Source organism: Gammaproteobacteria bacterium (assembly GCA_029862005.1).
Taxonomy (GTDB): Bacteria; Pseudomonadota; Gammaproteobacteria.
On sequence record JAOTYD010000004.1, the window covers coordinates 35,785 to 55,896 of the forward strand.

At 53.5% G+C, this 20,112-nt stretch carries 24 protein-coding genes and 1 other RNA gene; 8 read left to right on the top strand and 17 right to left on the bottom strand.

The window, feature by feature from the left end; all coding sequences use genetic code 11:
- The first annotated feature begins 49 nt into the window (after positions 1-49).
- Entirely contained in the window at positions 50-367 is a 318-nt protein-coding gene (locus OES20_04125) for an FHA domain-containing protein (GenBank protein MDH3633873.1), read from the top strand.
- A gap of 79 nt (positions 368-446) precedes the next feature.
- On the opposite strand, the gene OES20_04130 is transcribed toward OES20_04125, so the two are convergent.
- From OES20_04130 to lgt, 6 genes are all read right to left on the bottom strand, one after another.
- Positions 447-1,457 (bottom strand): FecR domain-containing protein, encoded by a 1,011-nt coding sequence (locus tag OES20_04130; GenBank protein ID MDH3633874.1) that lies wholly within the window; start codon positions 1,455-1,457, stop codon positions 447-449.
- Complete coding sequence (locus tag OES20_04135; protein ID MDH3633875.1) at positions 1,454-2,080, bottom strand: GAF domain-containing protein; 627 nt, start codon at positions 2,078-2,080, stop codon at positions 1,454-1,456. Before OES20_04135 ends, OES20_04130 begins: the two co-directional genes overlap by 4 nt.
- 274 nt (positions 2,081-2,354) lie before the next feature.
- Positions 2,355-3,203: a symmetrical bis(5'-nucleosyl)-tetraphosphatase gene (locus OES20_04140; GenBank protein ID MDH3633876.1), complete on the bottom strand. Its 849-nt coding sequence runs from the start codon at positions 3,201-3,203 to the stop codon at positions 2,355-2,357.
- 7 nt (positions 3,204-3,210) lie between these two features.
- Positions 3,211-3,594, bottom strand: coding sequence for a Co2+/Mg2+ efflux protein ApaG (gene apaG / locus OES20_04145; protein MDH3633877.1), 384 nt, complete (start codon positions 3,592-3,594; stop codon positions 3,211-3,213).
- Between the two features lie 35 nt (positions 3,595-3,629).
- Complete coding sequence (locus OES20_04150; GenBank protein ID MDH3633878.1) at positions 3,630-4,424, bottom strand: thymidylate synthase; 795 nt, start codon at positions 4,422-4,424, stop codon at positions 3,630-3,632.
- On the bottom strand, positions 4,408-5,250 hold the full coding sequence (gene lgt / locus OES20_04155; GenBank protein ID MDH3633879.1) for a prolipoprotein diacylglyceryl transferase: 843 nt from the start codon (positions 5,248-5,250) through the stop codon (positions 4,408-4,410). Before lgt ends, OES20_04150 begins: the two co-directional genes overlap by 17 nt.
- A gap of 82 nt (positions 5,251-5,332) precedes the next feature.
- Here lgt and OES20_04160 point away from each other — a divergent pair, with 82 nt between their 5' ends.
- Positions 5,333-7,375: a thioredoxin domain-containing protein gene (locus OES20_04160; GenBank protein ID MDH3633880.1), complete on the top strand. Its 2,043-nt coding sequence runs from the start codon at positions 5,333-5,335 to the stop codon at positions 7,373-7,375.
- Here the strand turns inward: OES20_04160 and OES20_04165 are convergent.
- The 7 genes from OES20_04165 to OES20_04195 all read right to left on the bottom strand — a co-directional run bounded on the left by OES20_04165 (position 7,364) and on the right by OES20_04195 (position 13,692).
- The gene (locus tag OES20_04165) at positions 7,364-7,726 is read right to left on the bottom strand and encodes a diacylglycerol kinase (protein MDH3633881.1); all 363 of its coding nucleotides are present in this window, start codon (positions 7,724-7,726) and stop codon (positions 7,364-7,366) included. The genes OES20_04160 and OES20_04165 overlap by 12 nt on opposite strands.
- 77 nt (positions 7,727-7,803) lie before the next feature.
- Positions 7,804-8,193, bottom strand: coding sequence for a glycine cleavage system protein GcvH (gene gcvH / locus OES20_04170; protein ID MDH3633882.1), 390 nt, complete (start codon positions 8,191-8,193; stop codon positions 7,804-7,806).
- Between the two features lie 6 nt (positions 8,194-8,199).
- On the bottom strand, positions 8,200-9,294 hold the full coding sequence (gene gcvT / locus OES20_04175; protein ID MDH3633883.1) for a glycine cleavage system aminomethyltransferase GcvT: 1,095 nt from the start codon (positions 9,292-9,294) through the stop codon (positions 8,200-8,202).
- Positions 9,295-9,395: 101 nt separating this feature from the next.
- Positions 9,396-10,580, bottom strand: a complete 1,185-nt coding sequence (locus tag OES20_04180; protein MDH3633884.1) for an FAD-dependent oxidoreductase — start codon at positions 10,578-10,580, stop codon at positions 9,396-9,398.
- Positions 10,577-11,782 carry an FAD-dependent oxidoreductase gene (locus tag OES20_04185; protein ID MDH3633885.1) on the bottom strand — a complete coding sequence of 402 codons (1,206 nt, stop codon included), beginning with the start codon at positions 11,780-11,782 and terminating at the stop codon, positions 10,577-10,579. The genes OES20_04180 and OES20_04185 overlap by 4 nt, the downstream gene beginning before the upstream one ends.
- A complete protein-coding gene (pepP, locus tag OES20_04190; GenBank protein MDH3633886.1) occupies positions 11,783-13,087 on the bottom strand; it encodes a Xaa-Pro aminopeptidase in 1,305 nt (434 codons plus the stop codon).
- Positions 13,088-13,149: 62 nt separating this feature from the next.
- Complete coding sequence (locus tag OES20_04195) at positions 13,150-13,692, bottom strand: YecA family protein (protein MDH3633887.1); 543 nt, start codon at positions 13,690-13,692, stop codon at positions 13,150-13,152.
- 107 nt (positions 13,693-13,799) lie between these two features.
- On the opposite strand from OES20_04195, the gene OES20_04200 reads away from it, so the two are divergent.
- The 3 genes from OES20_04200 to ssrS all read left to right on the top strand — a co-directional run bounded on the left by OES20_04200 (position 13,800) and on the right by ssrS (position 14,577).
- Complete coding sequence (locus OES20_04200; protein MDH3633888.1) at positions 13,800-14,030, top strand: TIGR02449 family protein; 231 nt, start codon at positions 13,800-13,802, stop codon at positions 14,028-14,030.
- Complete coding sequence (locus OES20_04205) at positions 14,027-14,338, top strand: cell division protein ZapA (GenBank protein MDH3633889.1); 312 nt, start codon at positions 14,027-14,029, stop codon at positions 14,336-14,338. Before OES20_04200 ends, OES20_04205 begins: the two co-directional genes overlap by 4 nt.
- A 57-nt stretch (positions 14,339-14,395) precedes the next feature.
- A non-coding RNA gene (ssrS, locus tag OES20_04210) (6S RNA) lies at positions 14,396-14,577 on the top strand.
- Between the two features lie 74 nt (positions 14,578-14,651).
- Here the strand turns inward: ssrS and ilvA are convergent.
- Positions 14,652-16,175, bottom strand: coding sequence for a threonine ammonia-lyase, biosynthetic (gene ilvA, locus OES20_04215; protein MDH3633890.1), 1,524 nt, complete (start codon positions 16,173-16,175; stop codon positions 14,652-14,654).
- A gap of 109 nt (positions 16,176-16,284) precedes the next feature.
- On the opposite strand from ilvA, the gene rpiA reads away from it, so the two are divergent.
- Positions 16,285-16,947, top strand: coding sequence for a ribose-5-phosphate isomerase RpiA (gene rpiA / locus OES20_04220; protein MDH3633891.1), 663 nt, complete (start codon positions 16,285-16,287; stop codon positions 16,945-16,947).
- Positions 16,948-16,989: 42 nt separating this feature from the next.
- Here the strand turns inward: rpiA and rpsI are convergent, their stop codons facing one another.
- Entirely contained in the window at positions 16,990-17,382 is a 393-nt protein-coding gene (rpsI, locus tag OES20_04225; protein ID MDH3633892.1) for a 30S ribosomal protein S9, read from the bottom strand.
- Between the two features lie 11 nt (positions 17,383-17,393).
- Positions 17,394-17,822: a 50S ribosomal protein L13 gene (gene rplM / locus OES20_04230; GenBank protein ID MDH3633893.1), complete on the bottom strand. Its 429-nt coding sequence runs from the start codon at positions 17,820-17,822 to the stop codon at positions 17,394-17,396.
- Positions 17,823-18,018: 196 nt separating this feature from the next.
- On the opposite strand from rplM, the gene coq7 reads away from it, so the two are divergent.
- Positions 18,019-18,657 carry a 2-polyprenyl-3-methyl-6-methoxy-1,4-benzoquinone monooxygenase gene (gene coq7, locus OES20_04235; GenBank protein MDH3633894.1) on the top strand — a complete coding sequence of 213 codons (639 nt, stop codon included), beginning with the start codon at positions 18,019-18,021 and terminating at the stop codon, positions 18,655-18,657.
- Between the two features lie 249 nt (positions 18,658-18,906).
- Here the strand turns inward: coq7 and OES20_04240 are convergent, their stop codons facing one another.
- Positions 18,907-19,326, bottom strand: a complete 420-nt coding sequence (locus tag OES20_04240; GenBank protein ID MDH3633895.1) for an OsmC family protein — start codon at positions 19,324-19,326, stop codon at positions 18,907-18,909.
- A 76-nt stretch (positions 19,327-19,402) separates the two neighbouring features.
- Between OES20_04240 and crp the strand changes: the two genes are divergently transcribed.
- Entirely contained in the window at positions 19,403-20,050 is a 648-nt protein-coding gene (gene crp, locus OES20_04245; protein ID MDH3633896.1) for a cAMP-activated global transcriptional regulator CRP, read from the top strand.
- Positions 20,051-20,112: the final 62 nt, after the last annotated feature.

Below are 20,112 nucleotides of genomic sequence, written 5' to 3' on the forward strand. Positions count from 1 at the left end.
CTTAAATTGGGGTAGACTGTTGCGCCCGGATGTAGGAGGGACAACCTAAATGGATAAGGATCCGATACAGGATTTAAGCCTGATCGAAAGCCGAAGTTATATTATCGGTAGAGAGGGCCATATTTACATCAATGACCCTACCGTTAGCAAACAACACGCTGAAATAAGGATCACGAATGGTGAGGTGTATCTTCGCGACCTCGATTCGACGAATGGCACTTATCTGATAAAAAATAACAGGCTGGTACCTTTTCACGAGGGCTATGTGCAGGCGCATCAGCCGATCGTGCTGGGTAATCGTCAATATACGGTTCAAAGTTTGCTGGAAATTGCGGGCGCCTTTGCCGCGCATTACGACGACTCTTAAACCTCGTAATTCCGCCCAGAAGTTATCGCCGGCGGCAAGTCAGCCAGGCGATAGCCATTTTACCCGGGGTCATGCCCGGCTATAGTCCCACGGCCAGCAATAGCAGGCCCATCACCCAAATCCAGGTAGAGCTTGATGACTGATCTTCCTGTGACTCTTGTTGCAGGATCTTTTGATTGTAGATCTGTGCCTCACCGCTGTCCAGCAGACCAACGGGTAGCGGCGCTTTCTCCTCTAGCACCAGGCTCTCCGTCGTTGACGTTGCATACTCTCCCGTCGCCATCAAGACCCGGGTCTCGTCATCGCCAGTCAGCGTAATCGCCCCGTCGATTACCACCGCGTGCAACTTTGCGTCCGTGTCATTGCGACTGGCGGTCCGGGTGCAGTCATCCTGTTTACATAGCTTGACTACGTAATCGGTGCCGCGTATGCCAATCGTCGCAAAACCCGTCTGGACCTGGTAATTGGCAGACGCACTGGCACCGATAGCGCCGGTTATCTTGCGCAGACCGCCACGGATCAAATCCATAATGCTGCTGCTGTCCTTGCCGTAACCGGCCGTAATCGTGTACTTGCTGATTTTCAGTACCGAGTCCGCCTTCAGGTGTACCTCGGCACCGTCGTCCATTAACAGCTGAAGGCTGGAATCCATCGCTGTTTCGAGACGGTCACCTTCGAAAATCTGGGTGTTGGTTTCAAGTTGCTTAACCTTGCCATTGATATCCCTGGCGGTTGCCTGCCCATCCAGTTGTGCGACATAGCCAACCTTGATTTTGGGTTCAAGCTCCTCCTGCTCTGCGATTCGTTTGATGTCCACCAGCTTCAACCGCATGCCGGGAATCAACCGCTCGGAATACTGCACGAACGAGTTGGGATTTGTTTCAATCAGCCTGGCCTTGATCTGTGGCCATAAATCCTTTTCATTGGGATATATTCGACGAATGATATCGTCGATCGTCATTTCGTCCGAGATCTTCAGAATTACCCGGGACGATGGAACCAGTTCTATGCCAGCCGCATTTACCACCGGTTGAAAAAATGCATACGGTAACAGTGTCAACAACAGGGTGTATAGAATATGCCTGTTCAAGATTCGTCACCCTCCATCAAAGTAAAATCTTCAGCCTGTTGCAGCGCCTGGCTTACAAAACGGGCGGTAACCCGTAAAATTGCAAGATCGTTTTCGTCAAACTGGTCACTGGACATGTTGTTGACTACCTCGATAGCCCCGTAAGTTTTCTCGCTGCTATACAATGGCGCACACATGAGCGCGTTGGTATTAAAACCGATGACCTGGTCGATTTCCGCAGACCATTTCGATGAACCGTGTACGTCGGTCACCAGCATTGCCTCGTGCGTCCTTACCACGTAACCAGCAACACCGGTTTCGATGCTGATACGAAGATTGAGCAACTGCGGCCTGGCATCGCCAATGACTTCCGCGAACACCAGTTCATTGGTCTCGTCGTCAACCAGAATAAGCGAGCCGTTTTCCGAATCACAGGCATGTAATGCAAGTACAAGCAAGTCATTGATCAACCTCCTGAGGTCAAAACCTGACCGCATTGCACGCATTGTTTCATCCATGCGATCAAGTGCGCGAAACGCTTGCTGGTGCTTGACGATGCGTGTATCGAGCTTCTGAATACGAGCCTTTAGTAACTCGTTCTCACGTCTCAGCATCTCCAGGATATCGCGACGGTTTATGCCCATGGTTACAAGGTCAAGTATAGGTAAAATTAGGCAAAACCGATTAAAGATACCGACAAACGTCGCTTTAAAACGTTAACTGGTATCTAAAAAGTGAACTAATTAACGCCATGAAAACCGTAATTATTACGTTTACGTCGCCAGGGCTGGGTTAGAGCCGGATTAAAGGGGGGTGACTAATTACCCGGGATTGAATTTGCGATTTTTCGGCCAAACACTTTCGAAGCCACTGTATAGATGCGCCAAAAAGGGCCTATTTCGACGATTTTAGCGACAATTAACTACTTTTTGCCAATTTTATCGGCCTTTTAATGTATGAATCTACGAAAAACCAGTCTTCGGCATGATCGTCGACCCGCAGTGCCACCAGGTGCCCGCCCCAGACACAGCCCCCGTCCAGCGCAAAATAGCGCCCATAACATCCCACCGGGAGCGTTGACCAGTGTCCGAACAAAACCCGTACATCGTCCCGGAGCGTGGCTTTCATTTGAAACCAGGGCGTCAGTCCAGAGCGGAGATATCGACGCAGACTACGGTTGACGGTAAAGTCGAGCTGCTGCAAATGGTTGAAATATCGCATGCGCGTAAAAACATTCGTAATAAAGCGCAAACGCTTGCCACCCTCGAGATCTTCCGACCACTCAACCGGCTTGTTGCCGTACATCTTTCTGAAAAACCAGGCTGCCTGGTCACCACGCAGCGTCGTCTCGACCTCCCGGGCGAGTTTCCTGGCCTTGCTGAGCCCCCAGGCAGGATGAATCCCGGCATGCACCACCACGGTCTCATGCTTTTTGTCATAGTGCAGTAAAGGTTGCGACTGTAACCAGTCGAGCAGTTCATCCCGATCGGGGCTGTTGAGTATCTTTTGCAAATCCCTCGAGACACGAACTTTCCTGGTTCCGTGATGTAGCGCGAGCAAATGCAAGTCGTGATTGCCAAGTACGGTGAGTGCGCTGTCGCCCAGGGATTTTACGAAACGCAAGGTCTGCAATGATTCCGGACCGCGATTCACGAGATCGCCACAAAACCAGAGCGTATCCTTGGACTCATCGAAATCGATTTTCTCGAGAAGTCGGCAGAGCTCGCTATAGCAGCCCTGTACATCACCTATCGCGTATATAGCCACCGGCTAATTAATGCAATACCCGGGGAGTGGACAGCACAAACTCGTCGATGGGGGCATCGAAATGCGAGCCATCATCGGCCAGCATCTGGTAGCTGCCTCTCATGGTGCCAACCGCGGTTTCCAGCATGGTCCCCGAGGTGTAGACAAATTGCTCACCGGGCTTCAGCAAGGGTTGCTCACCAACTACGCCATCGCCCCGTACCTCCTGTACCTTCTGATTGGAATCGGTTATGACCCAGTGACGGGTTAGAAGTTGGGCGGCTTGCTGACCCTCGTTCTGTATCGTAATCGTGTAGGCAAAAACATAGTGGTTCTGCTCAGGATTCGACTGATCCTCGATATACTGGGTTTTTACGTCAACCTTGATTTTGTGTGTATCTGGCTGGTTCATCTAATCTGGTATCCCGTTTATCATATGCCGCTGGTTTATACCGCGACAGCTGCTTTTATATGCTCGTGGCACTGGTAGTTCTCAAGTTCGAAATCCTCGAAACGAAACGCAAACAGGTCCTTCACTTCTGGGTTCAGCTTCATCCGGGGCAAAGCGAAGGGCTTGCGCTGAAGCTGCAAGCCTGCCTGTGCGAAGTGGTTGGTATAAAGGTGCGCATCGCCGAGCGTATGCACAAAATCTCCCACTTCCAGATCGGTTACCTGAGCTACCATCATTAACAATAGCGCATAGGACGCAATATTGAACGGTACCCCCAGAAAAACATCGGCGCTGCGCTGGTAGAGCTGGCAGGAGAGGCGCCCGTCGGCAACATAAAACTGGAAAAAGGCATGGCAGGGCGGCAACGCCATATTCTCGATTTCCCCCACGTTCCAGGCACTGACAATCAGACGGCGCGAGTCCGGACTCGTTTTAATATTGTCGACCAGCTGTTGAATCTGATCGATTGCACGACCATCCGCAGACCTCCAGGAACGCCATTGCGCGCCGTAAACCGGGCCCAGGTCGCCATTTTCATCGGCCCATTCGTCCCAGATCCGAACCTTGTTCTGCGCGAGATAGCGAATATTCGTATCACCCTGCAAAAACCATAATAATTCATGGATGATCGAGTGCAGGTGAAGCTTCTTGGTGGTAATCAGCGGGAATCCCTGGCCCAGGTCGAAGCGCATCTGGTAACCAAATACCGAGCGGGTACCGGTGCCGGTGCGATCCGTTTTATCGCTACCGTTTTCGAGCACGTGCTGCATCAGTTCAAGATATTGACGCATGGTTGCCTTGCCTTTTTGCGAGTGTCAGCAGAATTAAGCCAACTATAATCATTGGAATCGATAATACAATGCCCCTGGTGAGCCAGTCGGTATTAAACAGGTAACCGATGTGAGCATCCGGCAAGCGAATGAATTCAACGCTGGTGCGAGCAAGGCCATATAACAAAAGGAAATAACCTGAAATCACCATCACCGGGCGCGGTCTTATCGACAATAGCCACAGTGCCGCAAACAACAGGATTCCTTCGAGCAACATCTCATAAAGCTGCGTGGGATGGCGCGCACTGAAACATAAGGGTCCTGCGAAATCGACATAGCGGTCGGGCGGAAATTGCTCGCAGGACAGTTTCATCGCCCAGGGTACATTGCCGGGTGCACCCCAGAGTTCGGCATTGATAAAATTTCCAAACCGGCCGGCTGCGAGTCCCAGCGGCACCAGCGGTGCAATAAAGTCGGTTAACTCCCAGAACCGGCATCCCAACTTACGTCGGTATATCTCCATCGCAACCAGCACGCCGAGAAACCCCCCATGAAAAGACATGCCGCCTTCCCAGATCTTGAATAGATACAGCGGGTTTTGTATGAAACTGTCGAAGTTGTAGAAAATTACCGAACCTATGCGCCCGCCCAACACTGCTCCCAGCGCGCCATAGAATATCAGGTCATCGATTTGGTCAGGCTTGACCAACGAATTATCCTGGCGGGCTCGATACTTGCCGAGCCACCAGGCGCTGCCAAATGCGAGCAGGTACATGAGCCCGTACCAGTGAATCTTGACGGGGCCCAGGGAAATCGCGACGGGATCGATCGACGGAAAAGCAATCATTGCGGAAATTTCTGATTCAAACTCATGAGTATGCCTGATCAGGGTGTTATTATCGCACGGAAACAATACGGATGGCACAAACATGTCGAATGCCCTCGCTGGCGAATCAAGTCCCTACTTGCGCCAACATGCAGATAATCCGGTGAATTGGTTGCCCTGGTCGCAGCAGGCCCTGGACCTGGCCCGCGAACAGAATAAACCCATACTGCTGTCGATCGGTTACTCGGCCTGTCACTGGTGTCATGTCATGGCGCACGAATCGTTCGAAGACGAGGCCACGGCAGCGCTGATGAACCAGCATTTCATCAACATCAAGATAGATCGGGAGGAGCGACCGGATATCGACCGAATCTATCAGACCGCGCATCATTTAATCGCACAGCGCCCCGGCGGCTGGCCACTAACCATGTTTTTATCACCGCAGGATTGCGTGCCATTCTTCGGTGGCACCTATTTCCCGAGCCAACCGAAATACGGCATGATTGCGTTTAGCGATTTACTTGAGCGCATAGCAGCTATATATCAGCAGGAGCCCGACAAGATCAGGCAACAGGGTGAAGCGATCCAGCAGGCCCTGATTGATATCGAAATGCGTGAAAACCAGAACCTGCACGACGCAAAGATCAGCGCGCTGGATACTTTCGATACCCAGCTGATCAAGGTCCATGATCCCCAGTTTGGCGGTTTTGGTCAGGCACCGAAATTTCCCCAGCCCGCCATTTTGCTGCAGGCACTGGGTCGGGCGTTTCAAAAATCATCTGCTGATCCTGTCTACGGCGCAATCGACTTCAGCCTGCAGCAAATCGCGCGCGGTGGAATCCGGGATCACGTCGGGGGTGGCTTCTTTCGTTACTCGGTAGATGATAAATGGATGATCCCGCATTTCGAAAAGATGCTGTATGACAACGGTCAGCTATTGGAGGTATTTGCGAAAGCCTGGCGATTAACCGGGGATCACCTGTTTGCAGATGCCGTCGACGGCATCGTGAACTGGCTTGAGCGCGAAATGGTTACCGACTCGGGCGCATTTTATGCTGCTCTGGACGCTGATTCCGAAGGCGTCGAAGGCAAATTCTACCTGTGGACGCCCGAACAGGCACAGCAGTTAATAGACAGCCAATTCTACCCGGTATTCGCTCATCAGTACGGGCTCGACCAGGCCGCAAATTTCGAAGGCAAATGGCATCTGCACGCCTACTTCGGCGAACCGGAGTTGCTCGACGAGTTCAGACTCGAAGCAAAGGAATTCCGATCCCAACAGGAGCGGGCACGACAGCTCTTGCTCGCGCAACGCGCAACCCGCATCCGCCCCGGACTCGATGACAAGATATTGACCGGTTGGAACGCATTGGTGATACGCGGGCTCGCTAGCGCAGCTCGGATTTTCATGCGCCAGGACTATTTCGACATCGCGCAGCGCTGCCTGCAGGCGCTGAAGAATGATTGCTGGCGGGAAGACCGCTTACTTGCGCTCAGCATAACCGCCGGTAAACAATTACCCGCCTATCTTGATGATTACGCCCATCTGCTACAGGCGATCCTTGACTGCCTGCAGTACCAGTGGAACGACGAAGATCTGGCTTTCGCGGTTAAGCTTGCCGATCAACTGCTCGATCGATTCGCCGATCCTGACCACGGGGGCTTTTTCTTTACCGCAGCCGATCATGAAAAACTCATCCAGCGTCCCAAGTCCTGGCAGGACGAGGCGATGCCCAGTGGTAACGCTGTCGCCGCACTTGCCCTGCATCGACTGGGCCTGCTAATCGGGCGACAGGCCTATACCCAAAGCGCGGAAAGAGCATTGCAATCAGTGGCTGACAATGTGAACCAGACGCCTTTCCACGCTGCCGGTTTTATCGCGTTACTCGAGGCGCTTAACAGTCCACCCTTCCAGATTATCCTGCGCGGTGAGCCCACGCCGTTGGCACAGTGGCGTGACGAGATATTACCGCGATTGAAACCCGATCAATCCGCATATTTCATTCCGAACGATGCGCAGGATTTACCCGCGGAGATCACACAAAAAACCAGCGACCGTGCGGTTAGTGCTTGGATTTGTGAAGGCTTTGTTTGTCGTCAACCCCTGCATGAGCTTGACACATTGCTGCATTCACTAGACAAATAAAACCAGCAACCAGACGACAGCCATTAAAATTATTGCCAGCGCCACCGCGGCGGAGCCCATATCCTTGGCGCGTCCAGAGAGTTCATGCTGCTCGTCACCGAAACGATCGACAACTGCTTCGACCGCGGAATTAAGGATTTCAACCAACGGCAGCAGCAATACGCTTGATACCAGCAACGCCTTCTCAATACCGCTATCACCGAGAAAAAGCCCGAGCGGAATCATAACGATACAGAGCCAGATTTCCTGGCGAAACGCTGCCTCGTGACGATACGCGGCACACATCCCCTGCCACGAGTAACCTGTCGCTTTTATAATTCGCGTGAGTCCCTTGTTACCGCTATCGGCCATGTGGTCGCCTAAACCAGAGGATTTGATGCCGGCACAGAGGATATCGCGCAGCAATGTTCATGGCAAAATCCTGACGGCTATTCTTCTTCAGCTATGACATCCGTGTAGGCTTCTGCATCGAGTAAAGATTCGACTTCTTCCGGGTCTTCCATTGCTACCTTGTACATCCAGCCGTCCCCGTAAGGATCGTTATTGATTTTCTCCGGTGCCCCCTCAAGCACATCGTTAACTTCGATGACTTCTCCGGATATCGGCGCATATATGTCGGAGGCAGCCTTGACCGATTCGATGACGCCGACCGAGTCGCCCGCCGCGATCGAGCTGCCCTGCTCGGGTAATTCAACATAGACAAGATCGCCCAACAGCTCCTGGGCATGATCTGACACGCCTATAGTCGCGACATTGTCTTCCACCAGCACCCATTCATGCGAAGATAAAAACTTCAATTCAACTGGTACTTCACTCATTTATAATTACCCCCCATTAGTTAACATTGATTTCCCCTCGCGCACAAAGGGAAGTTTAACAATCTCAGCTTTCAGTAACCGGTTGCGAACTTCGACTTCCACCTGCCCGCTTGCGCCGACAGGCACCCTCGCCATTGCGATGGATTGCTGCAACGTGGGCGAATAACTACCCGAAGTAATCTCGCCCTCACCTTGCGCGGTCAACACCTTTAAATGATTACGCAAAACGCCCTTGTCCAATAGTAACAGACCGACGAAGCTTTGCTGAACTCCCGCCGACAGTTCCGCCTCGAGCGCCTGCCTGCCGATAAAATCGCGCGGCTCGGACATCGCCACGGTCCAGCTCAACCCAGACACCAGCGGGCTGGTATTTTCATCCATGTCGGTTCCGTATAAATTCATACCCGCCTCGAGACGCAGGGTATCGCGTGCGCCAAGCCCGCAAGGTGCAATGCCGGCCTCCAGCAGGCGATTCCAGAGATCGGCAATCTGTTCACTCAACATCAGGATTTCGAAGCCGTCTTCCCCGGTATAGCCGGTACGTGCGACGAAACAGTCGTCGAATTCCACGCCCTGGAAACGCGCCAATTGCTGCAGCGGCGTCTGCTGATATTCAGCAAACAGTTGCGTGGCCTTATCTCTCGCGCTGGGTCCCTGAACCGCCAGCATCGCCACATCTTCGCGGAATTTTATGTTGAGATCGGTATAGGATTGCCCCTGCAACTCGAGCCAGGCGAGGTCTTTTTCGCGCGTGGCCGAATTAATCACCACGCGGTAAAAATTGTCCCGCAGGTAATAAACAATCAGGTCATCGATCACACCGCCCTGTTCGTTAAGCATACAGCTGTAGAGCGCCTTGCCCGTCAGCGTTAGCCTGGCAACATCATTCGCGAGCAGATGTAGCAAGTAGGCTTTGGCATCTGCCCCGCTGATATCGACGACGGTCATATGCGAGACATCGAACATCCCGGCATCGTGACGCACTGCTTCATGTTCCGAGATTTGTGAACCGTAATTGATGGGCATGTCCCAGCCCGCAAAATCGACGATTTTAGCGCCAGCATCGAGGTGGCACTGGTAAAGTGGTGTTTTATTTCCCATCGATGAATTACCTCCCAGATCGGTCGCCACGTCAAGCGTTGGGCATAGAGAATAGAGCCTGTCCGGTTCTAATTAAAGCGTTATCTACACCACCGGCCTGCTCAGGTGATGTTCTGAATCGCTTTTTCCATAATCGCGCGCTTGAACCATGGCGTTTCATCGACAATGCGCATGCCCAGGTCACGAACGGCAGTAAGCCCTTTCTGGTCCAGTCCGTAAACCCATTTAAGCGCACCGAAGCTGGTACCCGCGAGCCAGGTTTCGCTTTTACGCTGACGTTCGTAACGACGCAGTTTTTTTTGTGGAATGTTTTCGCTACGCTCGCCGATCAACTGCGTCAGGGTCTCGACATCGCTGAAACCGAGGTTTACCCCCTGGCCGGCGAGCGGATGCACACTATGAGCGGCGTCACCGATCAGCAGTACCCGGCCTTTCAGCCAGTGCTCGCAGTGATGCCAGCCAAGCGGAAAACTCAGGCGGGAGCTGCTGGCTTTCACCCGACCAAGCTTGAACTCGAATGCCTCGCCCAGTGCATCACAAAATTCATCATCATTGAAGGCCAGGAGCTGGCTGGCAAGATCATCGTCGCAGGACCAGACCACCGCGCACTGACCGTTCGCCAGCGGCAAAAACGCCAACGGGCCGGTACTCAGGAAACGCTGCCAGGCGGTAAAGCGATGCGAATATTCCGTATCGACGTTGGCGACAAATGCGGTTTGCCGGTATTGTCCGGACCGCGCGATGATACCGGCGAGGTTGCGCGTCGGCGAGTTGCGACCGTCGGCGGCCAGCAACAAGCCGGCCGTGAGGCAACGCCCGGAGCCCAGGCGCAGCTCAACGCCCTGTGCATCATTCTCAAGCACCGCCTCAACGCTGTCCGGCATGAACCATTCGATCCGGGTCTCACGCTCGCAGGCTCGGTAGAACGTGTGTTGAAGCTGCCGATTTTCAACGATTGCGCCGAGATTGTCACGCGCCAGGTCGACTGCATCAAAAGCAACACTGGCCTCGCCGTGCTGGTGCCAGATATACATTTGCTCGTAGTAGCAAATCCGCTTGTCATCGAGCTGCTGCCAGATTCCTAGCTGTTCCAGGATGCCGCGTGAACGCGGACTAATCGCGGACACGCGCAAATCATATTGATCATCGGTTACCTCATGGCTTTCAATCGGCCGCGCTGCCTCGACAATCGCAACCCGGTATCCTCTACCTGCCAATGCAAGCGCCGCGCAGGCACCGACCATTCCGGCGCCGACGATAACAATATCGTAAGAGCCGGAACTCACAAGTGCCCTCGCAGCAGGCGATTGCCACCGAAGGTCATGCCCATACCGGTTAATGCGGCCTGGGTTTTCAGCGGTGGTACCAGATCCAGCAGGCCGAGACCCGCAGCGCGCACTACATCCAGCAGTGGTAACTCGTTCGAAAACATTGTGACCAGGCCATCGCCGTAACGGATGATTCGACGGTGCTCGTCGGCCCGCAGCATTCCATAGTCAGTTACCAGTTGACTGAGTTCGTTGTCAAGATCTGCCAGGGGCCGGTCATAAAGCAACTCGTGGAGGCATGCGATATCTCGTAACGACAGGTTAAAACTTTGCCCTGCAACCGGGTGCAAGGCATTCGCAGCATTGCCGATTAACAGGCAACGACCTGCATTCAACGCCTCGGCGCGGGTGCGCTGAATCGGGATCGAGAAGCGTTCGCCGACACGCTCGATCAATCCCAGTCGAAATCCGAAACGGTCCTGCAGGACTGCGCTGAATTCAGTGTCATCATGATTACAAACCACGCTCGCCCGGTCCAGCGCAAGCGTCCATACGCAGGCGTAACGCTTGCCACCCAGCGGCAGCATTGCCAGTGGTCCCTGTGGTGTGAAACGCTCATAGGCTGTGTCCATTTTCGGTTTTCCGAACTCGACGTTGCAGATCACGGCAGCCTGCCCGTAATCGTGGCTTTCATGCCCGATGCCGAGCGCCGAGCGGGCGGGCGAATGCGCACCGTCAGCAATCAGCGCAAGCCTGGCCTTCAGCACCTGTTTACGTTTATTTTTACGATAGCCGATGGTCACCTCGGCGCCCTGGCCGATCGATTCGAACTCGGCGTTTTGTTCGAGTTTTATATTATCCTGATCTTTAATCGCGTCGAGCAGGCAACGGCCGAGCGCCTGGTTTTCAATGACATACCCCAGAGCGTCGAGCTGATAGTCTTCAGCCCGTAGCCTGGTGACACCCCAGCGACCGAGTGACGACACATGAATATGCCGGATCGGGGCTGCCTGTGCTTCGATTTGCGACCAGATGCCGAGCGCCCTGAAAACCTGCACGCTGCTGGCAGCGAGTGCGATCGAACGTGCATTCAATCCGTCAGCCCGCGATTGTTCGAGGTTACCCGCTTCGATGATGGATACGCGCCGTCCCGGATGTTGTAGCACCAGTGCAGCACACAGACCGACCAGGCCACCACCGATTATCGCGATATCACGCATTCAGCTTGCCATCAGGGCTTCGATCTCGACCGGCTTACGCGGCAAGGCATCGGTCAGGATTTCATATCCCTGACGCGTGACCAGCACGTCGTCCTCGATTCGAATTCCGATATCCCACCATTTACGATGCACGCCTTTACTGCGTGCCGGGATGTAAATGCCTGGTTCTATCGTCATGACCATGCCCGGTTCCAGCAGTCGCCATTGATCCCCGACCTTGTAGTCACCGACATCGTGGACATCGAGCCCAAGCCAGTGACCGGTGCGGTGCATGTAGAATTTCCGGTAGGCCCGTTCCTTGATGAGCTTGTTGACGTTGCCCTTGAGCAGCTTCAGCTCAACCAGTCCTCGCGTAATAACGCGCACCGCGGCGTTATGTGGATCGTTCCAGTGATTACCCGGTTTAACTTTCCTGACCGCCGCCTGGTGGGCGGCAAGCACAATATCGTAAACCTCGCGCTGGGTCCGGGTATATTTTCCGTTAACCGGAAACGTGCGGGTGATATCGGATGCATAACCTTCCACTTCGCAGCCTGCGTCGATCAACAACAAATCACCATCGTTTAACTCGTCTGAATTATCGGTGTAGTGCAGGATACAGCCATTGGCCCCGCCACCGACAATCGCCGAATAGGCATGATTGGCGTTATTGCTGCGATACTCGTGATCAAACTCGGCCGCAACATGATATTCGTACTTGCCCGGCGCACACAGCTTCATCGCGCGCTTGTGTGCACGTACGTTGATTGCAGCCGCCTTGCGCAGCAAACGCAATTCTTCACGACTCTTGTAGAGCCGCATGTCGTGCAGTATGTAATCGAGAGAGACAAACTCGGAAGGCACATGCAGTCCCGCGCGCGACTGCTCCTTGATGTGGTTTACCCAGCCGATCAGGCGCTTGTCGAAATCGGGGTAACGACCCATGACGTTATAGATGCTGTCGGTTCCCTCGAGCAGGCCCGGCAGAATATCATCGATATCGTCGATCGGAAACGAATCATCAGCGCCATGGAATTCGATAGCGCCTTCCTGGCCCGCGCGGCGTCCGTTCCAGGTTTCCTGTTCCGGGTCCTTTTCTCGACAAAACAGGATGTACTCACCATGCTTGCGGCCCGGCATCAGGACCATCACCGCATCGGGTTCATTAAACCCGGTCAGGTAAAGGAAATCGCTATCCTGCCGGAACGGAAAATGGGCATCGCGATTGCGGATGATTTCAGAAGCTGAAGATAGAATCGCGATCGTATTCTTACCCATCATCTTCATGAGCTGGCTGCGACGGCGTTTAAACTCGGTTGGTTTCATCAGGTGCTCGTAAATTAAGTCCGCCTGTCTTCCCCGCTTGCGTGGGGATGACAATGATTAAGTTAATGCATAGTTGTCGAAGACTTGAGCGGATTTAGCGACTCGTTCAACATCAATGTCGCGATGCGCACATGCTCGACAATTTCGGTATACTGAAGCTCGGCCTCTTCGCTGGTCTCTTCTTCGTGGCTGAGCTTACTAATTTCAAGTAAATCTGACAAACACTCGCGCGATTCGTCGTCGAGCGTACCTTCGACACCGGACTTGAAGACACCAATTCCGTAAAGAAAGCCCTGACACCATGCCGACAGACCCAGCAGGCGTAGACTGAAATCGTCTGCGTCATCCGGCAACAGCAGCTCAAAGTGTAATTCCTGGTCGTTTAACTGGGCCCAGGTTTGCTCGTAAAGTTGCTCGAGCAGGCCAAGCTGCTCGGTTGCCAATACATTCCCTCGCTCGGGCAGGTCATCCAGTGTATGCCCAAGCCAGGTCGCACAGGGTGCATTGTCAATCAACAGGGCGCAGAGGGTACCGTGTGATTCAGCCGCATCAGTCGTTGCGCCCAGGCGTTCCAGCGCGGATTGCACCAGATCGAAATCGAGCATTGTAGAAAACCTACAGATTCGTATAATTTTTGTATTCTAGCATCCGAAATCAGCTGCAAAAACATCTGCATGTTGACCTGCGCCACATAAGGCCCGATGATTGCACTATGGACTCAGATAAAGACAAGTATACCGAAGATGACCTGCGCCAGCTCGAACAGCGTATCGACGAGCTTATCGATACCGTCGGACTACTGAAGAACGAAAATACCAGCTTGCGACAGCAAAAAGACAAGCTGGCGACCGAACGCTCTCAGTTGATCGAAAAAACCGAGATGGCCCGCAGCCGGGTCGAGGCGATGATTTCCCGCCTGCGATCGCTCGAGCTAGGCTCATGACAGACGTGCAACCGATAAACATTTCCATCCTGGACAAGGATTACAAGGTCGCCTGCCCACCGGGCGAACAATCGGCACTGCTTGAGTCCGCCAAGTTTCTCGATAATAAAATGCGCGAAATCCGTGACAGCGGTAATATCATGGGCTCCGAACGAATCGCGGTCATCACCGCGTTAAACATGGCTAACGACCTGCTAAGGACCAGCAATGTAGACAAGGAACTGGGCCAGGACCTGCCACCCCGTCTGAAAGACCTGGAAAACAAGATCTCCCGCGTGCTTGAACAGGCGCGGCAATTAGAGATTTAGTTCCTATTAGTATTTTAAATTGTACTTTTCGCTGAAATAGAGCCATAGTTATCTCGATACTGACTACGGTGATCGTTAGCATCCATCATAATCCTTGAGCCTATTTATCAATCTCGGGGACTTCCGTGTAACACTGATGTGCATGCCTGACGAGTCAGGAAGCCTAATGGGTTACCAATATCCCCACCTGAACCTTCGGTTCAAGGTTGATAGATTTGCGACGACACCGTGGTTGGTATCCTTATACCAGCGCTCACTTTCCCGGTTTTTTGACTGCCAGGGCTCCGCTCCCGGACACCCTCAACGCCAGCCTCTACTTCAGAAATAACTGGTAAGCTTCGTTTTCGGTTTCGTTCCAGTAGGGTATCTTGAGGCTCTTCAAAAACGCATTAAAGGCCCGTTTGTCATCCTTACCGACCTGAAATCCCATCAGGATACGGCCAAAATTTGAACCGTGATTGCGATAGTGAAACAGGCTGATATTCCAACGATTACCCACTTTCATTAAAAAATCTAATAAGGCGCCCGGTTTTTCCGGAAACTGGAAACGGTAGAGCAGTTCGGAGGTGACACTGCTGCCAGGATGCCCACCGATCATGTAGCGGGTATGCAGCTTGGCGACCTCGTTACCGGTCATGTCGACAACCTTGTAACCCTTCGCAGCCAGTTTTTCAATAAGCTTGTTCTTCTCTGCAATTCCGTGGGTAAGCTGGATCCCTGCAAAAACCCGCGCCGTCTTGTCGTCCGCGTAGCGGTAGTTGAACTCGGTAATCGAGCGATGACCGATTAACTGACATAGCCTCTTGAAACTGCCCGGACGTTCCGGGATTTCAACCGCAAGCAAGGCCTCTCTATCTTCACCGAGTTCGGCGCGTTCCGACACGTGTCGCAGGCGATCGAAGTTCATGTTCGCACCGCAGTTAATCGCTACCAGCGTTTGCTGCTTGATGCCGTGGATTTCGACGTATTTTTTGAGTCCGGCGAGCGATAATGCACCCGCAGGTTCACAAATTGCGCGCGTGTCCTCGTAAGTGTCCTTGATCGCCGCGCAAATCTGGTCCGTCGAAACCAGGATCACGTCATCAACCAGGTCCCTGATTATTGACCAGTTGTTCTTGCCGACCTGCTTCACCGCGACACCGTCGGCGAAAATCCCGACTTCCTTCAAACTGACGCGCCGGCCCGCTTTGCGCGCTTCGTAAAAACAGGCGGCATCGTCGGGTTCCACGCCAATTATTCGGGTTTCCGGCTTTACTGCCTTGATGAATCCGGCAATCCCTCCAATCAGGCCGCCCCCACCGACCGCAACGAAAATTGCATCTATCTTGTCGGGATGCTGGCGGATAATTTCATGCGCGATGGTGCCCTGACCTGCCATGACGTCAAAATCATCGAACGGATGAATAAACGCCAGTCGTTCCTTCTTCGCGAGTTTTAACGAGTAATCCTTGGCAGCATCAAAATTCTCACCGTAGAGCACCGCTTTTGCGCCGTAGGACCTGACCGCGGTAACCTTGATATCAGGGGTCGTGGTGGGCATCACGATGGTTGCCTTCAGATGAAGCTTCCTGGCGGCTAAAGCCACACCCTGCGCATGGTTACCGGCCGACGCGGTAATAACGCCCTTTAATCCGGGGTTTGCCTGCAGTTCCTGGTAAATCTTGTTGAAGGCACCACGACATTTGAATGAGAACACGGGCTGCAAATCTTCGCGCTTGATAAATACCTGGCTGTCGTAGCGCTTCGAAATTCGCGGCATAAAATCCAGCGGCGTTTCGCGGGCAACGTCGTATACCCTCGCGGTCAGCACTTTTTCTAGAAATTTTTCCTTTCGCATAGCCCGTTTATTGTTTATATCTGCTATTTATTGTCTAAACCGCGCAATGACTTGCGTGGACTGGAAGTGATTATCATAATTGATTGCGCGCGAAGCAACAGGTAAATCCATGACGCCCGATGATAAAAAACGTAATGCCGCAGAGGCCGCGATCGATTACGTCAAGCCCGGTTCGACGATCGGCGTCGGTACTGGCTCGACTGTTAATTATTTTATCGACTTGCTGGCCGAAAAAATGAGCGGCAAGATCGCCGCCGCGGTTTCCAGTTCCGATGCTTCCAGCGAGCGTTTGCGAGATCATGGAATCGCGGTTGTCGATTTAAACGAGGTCGGCGGGCTCGACCTTTATGTCGACGGTGCCGATGAGTCCAATCATCAGCTGCACCTGATCAAGGGCGGTGGAGGGGCCTTGACGCGTGAGAAAATTGTTGCAGCAGCCAGCGCGGTGTTTGTCTGCATCGCCGACGACAGTAAGCTGGTAGACAGGTTGGGCGCGTTTCCGCTGCCGGTGGAAGTCATCCCAATGGCACGCGGACTGGTCTCCGGAGCGCTGCAGGCACTTGGCGGCGAGCCACGATTGCGGGAGGGATTTATCACCGATAATGGCAACCAGATTCTCGATGTCCATGGACTGCAGATCAGCGACCCTATCGACATGGAAATCCGGATCAACCAGATCACCGGTGTGGTTTGCGTCGGTCTGTTCGCGCATCGTCCGGCCGACGTCCTCATTCTCGGATCCGAGGACGGGATCAGATCCATACAGATATAAAAAAGCCCGCATACGCGGGCTTTTCGGTATGCGGTCTGTTGTTTAACGCTTGGAAAACTGAACGCCGCGGCGGGCTTTACGCAAACCAACCTTCTTGCGTTCGACTTCGCGTGCATCACGCGTCACAAAACCTTCCTTGCGCAGCGTTTCGCGAAAAGTTTCGTCATATTGCAGCAATGCACGTGTAATTCCGAGGCGAATCGCGCCAGCCTGGCCACTGGGGCCGCCACCCGATACATTGACGTTGATATCGAATTTATCCACCAAATCAACACTTTGCAACGGCTGACGTACCACCATGCGCGAGGTTTCGCGGCCAAAGTACTCGTCGATGGTTCTGTTATTAATCGTGATCGCGCCTTTACCTGACTTCAGGTAAACCCGTGCCGATGAACTCTTGCGACGACCGGTACCGTAGTATTGTTCTACTGCCATAATTTGACCTGTTATATTTCGAGAGGCTGGGGTTGCTGCGCGGCATGATGATGCACGTCACCCGCGTATACCTTCAGCTTCTTGTACATTGCCCGGCCCAGGGCGTTCTTGGGTAACATGCCCTTGACCGAATGCTGGATGATTCTTTCCGGGTGCTCCTTGCGTAACTTCGCCAGGTTAGTCGATTTCAAACTGCCGATATAGCCGGTGTGATGGTGGTACATCTTGTCGGTTTCCTTGTTGCCGGTAACCCGTACCTTTTCCGCATTGATGACGATAATATAATCGCCGGTATCGACATGAGGTGTGTATTCTGGCTTATGTTTGCCACGCAAACGACGCGCGATTTCAGTCGACAGCCGACCCAATACCTTGTCGCTGGCATCGATTACGTACCAATCGCGTTTTACCGAATCGGGTTTTGCGCTGAAGGTTTTCATATTCAATCCTGATAAGTTGCCGTTACGCCGTTGTCTTCTTTCACAAAGGGCGCGAATACTAACCAATTAAACCCCGCTTGACAAGATGTAACACCGTTGATTTCATGGGATATTTGGCGTCTTGGATTAATATCCTGATTTCGCTGATAATATGTGCTCTTTCGACCGATCTTTAACTCGGTATCCTGGACTCGACATGCGCAATTTAAGCTTTACCGATCGCCTGCTGGACGAACTGCAACACGGCCTGAGCACCAGTCACCTGCAGCCCGGCGCGGCCAAACGTGTTTATCCAGCCGATGATGCGGAGCAAGCTGAGCTATCCCCCGGGGAAAAGGCGCATGTTGCCGGCTTGATGCGGGTTAATAATGCCGGGGAAGTTGCCGCCCAGGGGCTTTATCGTGGCCAGGCATTCAGCGCCCGCAAACAGGCGCTCAGTAAAGCGATGAAACAGGCTGCCGAGGAAGAAAACGAACATCTCAACTGGTGCCAGCGACGCCTGTCGGAACTCGGTGAGCGTCGTAGCCTGCTCGACGGGGTCTGGTACTGGGGTTCATTCACGATCGGCGCACTCGCGGGTGCAGCGGGTGACAAGTGGAGCCTCGGCTTCGTCAAGGAAACCGAATACCAGGTCTGCTCGCACCTCGACCGGCACCTGGAGCAGCTCCCTGAACAAGACCAGCGCAGTCGCTCGATCGTCGCGGCGATGCGCGACGACGAGCTGCGCCACGCAGAGAACGCGGCCGAGGCCGGCGCCGCTGAATTGCCGCAACCGGTCAAAGCCGCGATGACCCTGGTCGCCAAAGTCATGACCGTCACCGCCTACCGCATCTAAAACCCAATCATTGCGATACCCAGGCTGCATCCAGCTATGCAATAGCAACTTCCTGGGCCACCTCGGGAGAAAGTCTGCAAAAGGCGCTCCCTACCGGCGCCAGCGCCGGTAGGTCCATCCATGGAATCGCTTGGACCCCGAGACGTCGGATCGCGGCATCCATGCCTCGGTACACTTTTGCAGACTTTCTCCCGAGGTGGCCTACAACTATCGAGGCGTGGACGTGGGTCGCGCCGCTTAGTGGTAAAGCTAGTCGAGGTTGACGACTTCGAAGTCGTGGGTGATCGTGGCGACCTTTTCGAGCATGCGCGAGGCTGAACAGTACTTGTCGGCGGATAAATCCACTGCCTTTGCAACTTTAGTTGGGTCGAGGTCACGACCGGCGACGATAAAATGGAGATGGATTTTGGTGAACACCTTGGGAATGGTGTCGGCGCGCTCGGCTTCGATTTCGACCTCGCAGTCGTCCAGTTGCTGGCGCGATTTTTGTAAAATTGAAACTACGTCAAACGCGGTACAGCCCCCGAGACCCAGCAACAGCATTTCCATGGGTCGCACACCGAGATTGCGCCCGCCGGCATCAGGCGCGCCGTCCATCACCACCGAGTGACCGCTACCCGATTCACCCACAAAAGACATGTGATCCAGCCACTTGATTCTGCACTTCATAGTTAATTCCTATTGCTGTCGAATTGCTCTTTTTGTGCTATCTTTACGCTCATACGCGGACCAGATAATTATAATCATGTCAGTTAACCCGATCACAAAAGTAATACCCCGGCAAAATGCCGCCCTGGACAATTTCCTGCATCATTGCCACACCAAGAAGTACGCGGCGCGAAGCACGATAATCCATGCGGGAGACGAATCCGAGACGCTGTACTATATCATCGAGGGTTCCGTGAGCGTAGTCATCGAGGACGAGGACTGTAACGAGATCGTACTCGCCTACCTGAATCCGGGGGATTTTTTCGGTGAAATGGGTTTATTCATAGAGGACACCAGGCGCAGTGCCTGGGTCATCACCCGCACCGCCTGTGAAGTCGCCGAAATTCATTACAACCAGTTCATGCAGCTGGCCAAGGACACGCCCGAAATCCTGTTTCAACTGTCCTCGCAACTGGCCAGCCGATTGCGCAATACCAGTCGCAAGGTTAGCAATCTTGCCTTCATGGACGTTACCGGTCGCGTCGCGCGTACCCTGCTTGACCTGGCACGCGAGCCCGATGCAATTACCCATCCGGATGGCATGCAAATCAAGATTACGCGTCAGGAAATCGCCAAGATTGTCGGTTGTTCACGCGAAATGGCGGGTCGGGTCATGAAAACACTCGAGGAAGACGGTCTGATTTCGGCGCACGGCAAGACCATTGTCGTCTTCGGCACCCGATAAAACTGTTCCGGCGGAATTCATCCGCAGCCCGTTCCCGGCCTAATCGATATCGCTGTCGAAAC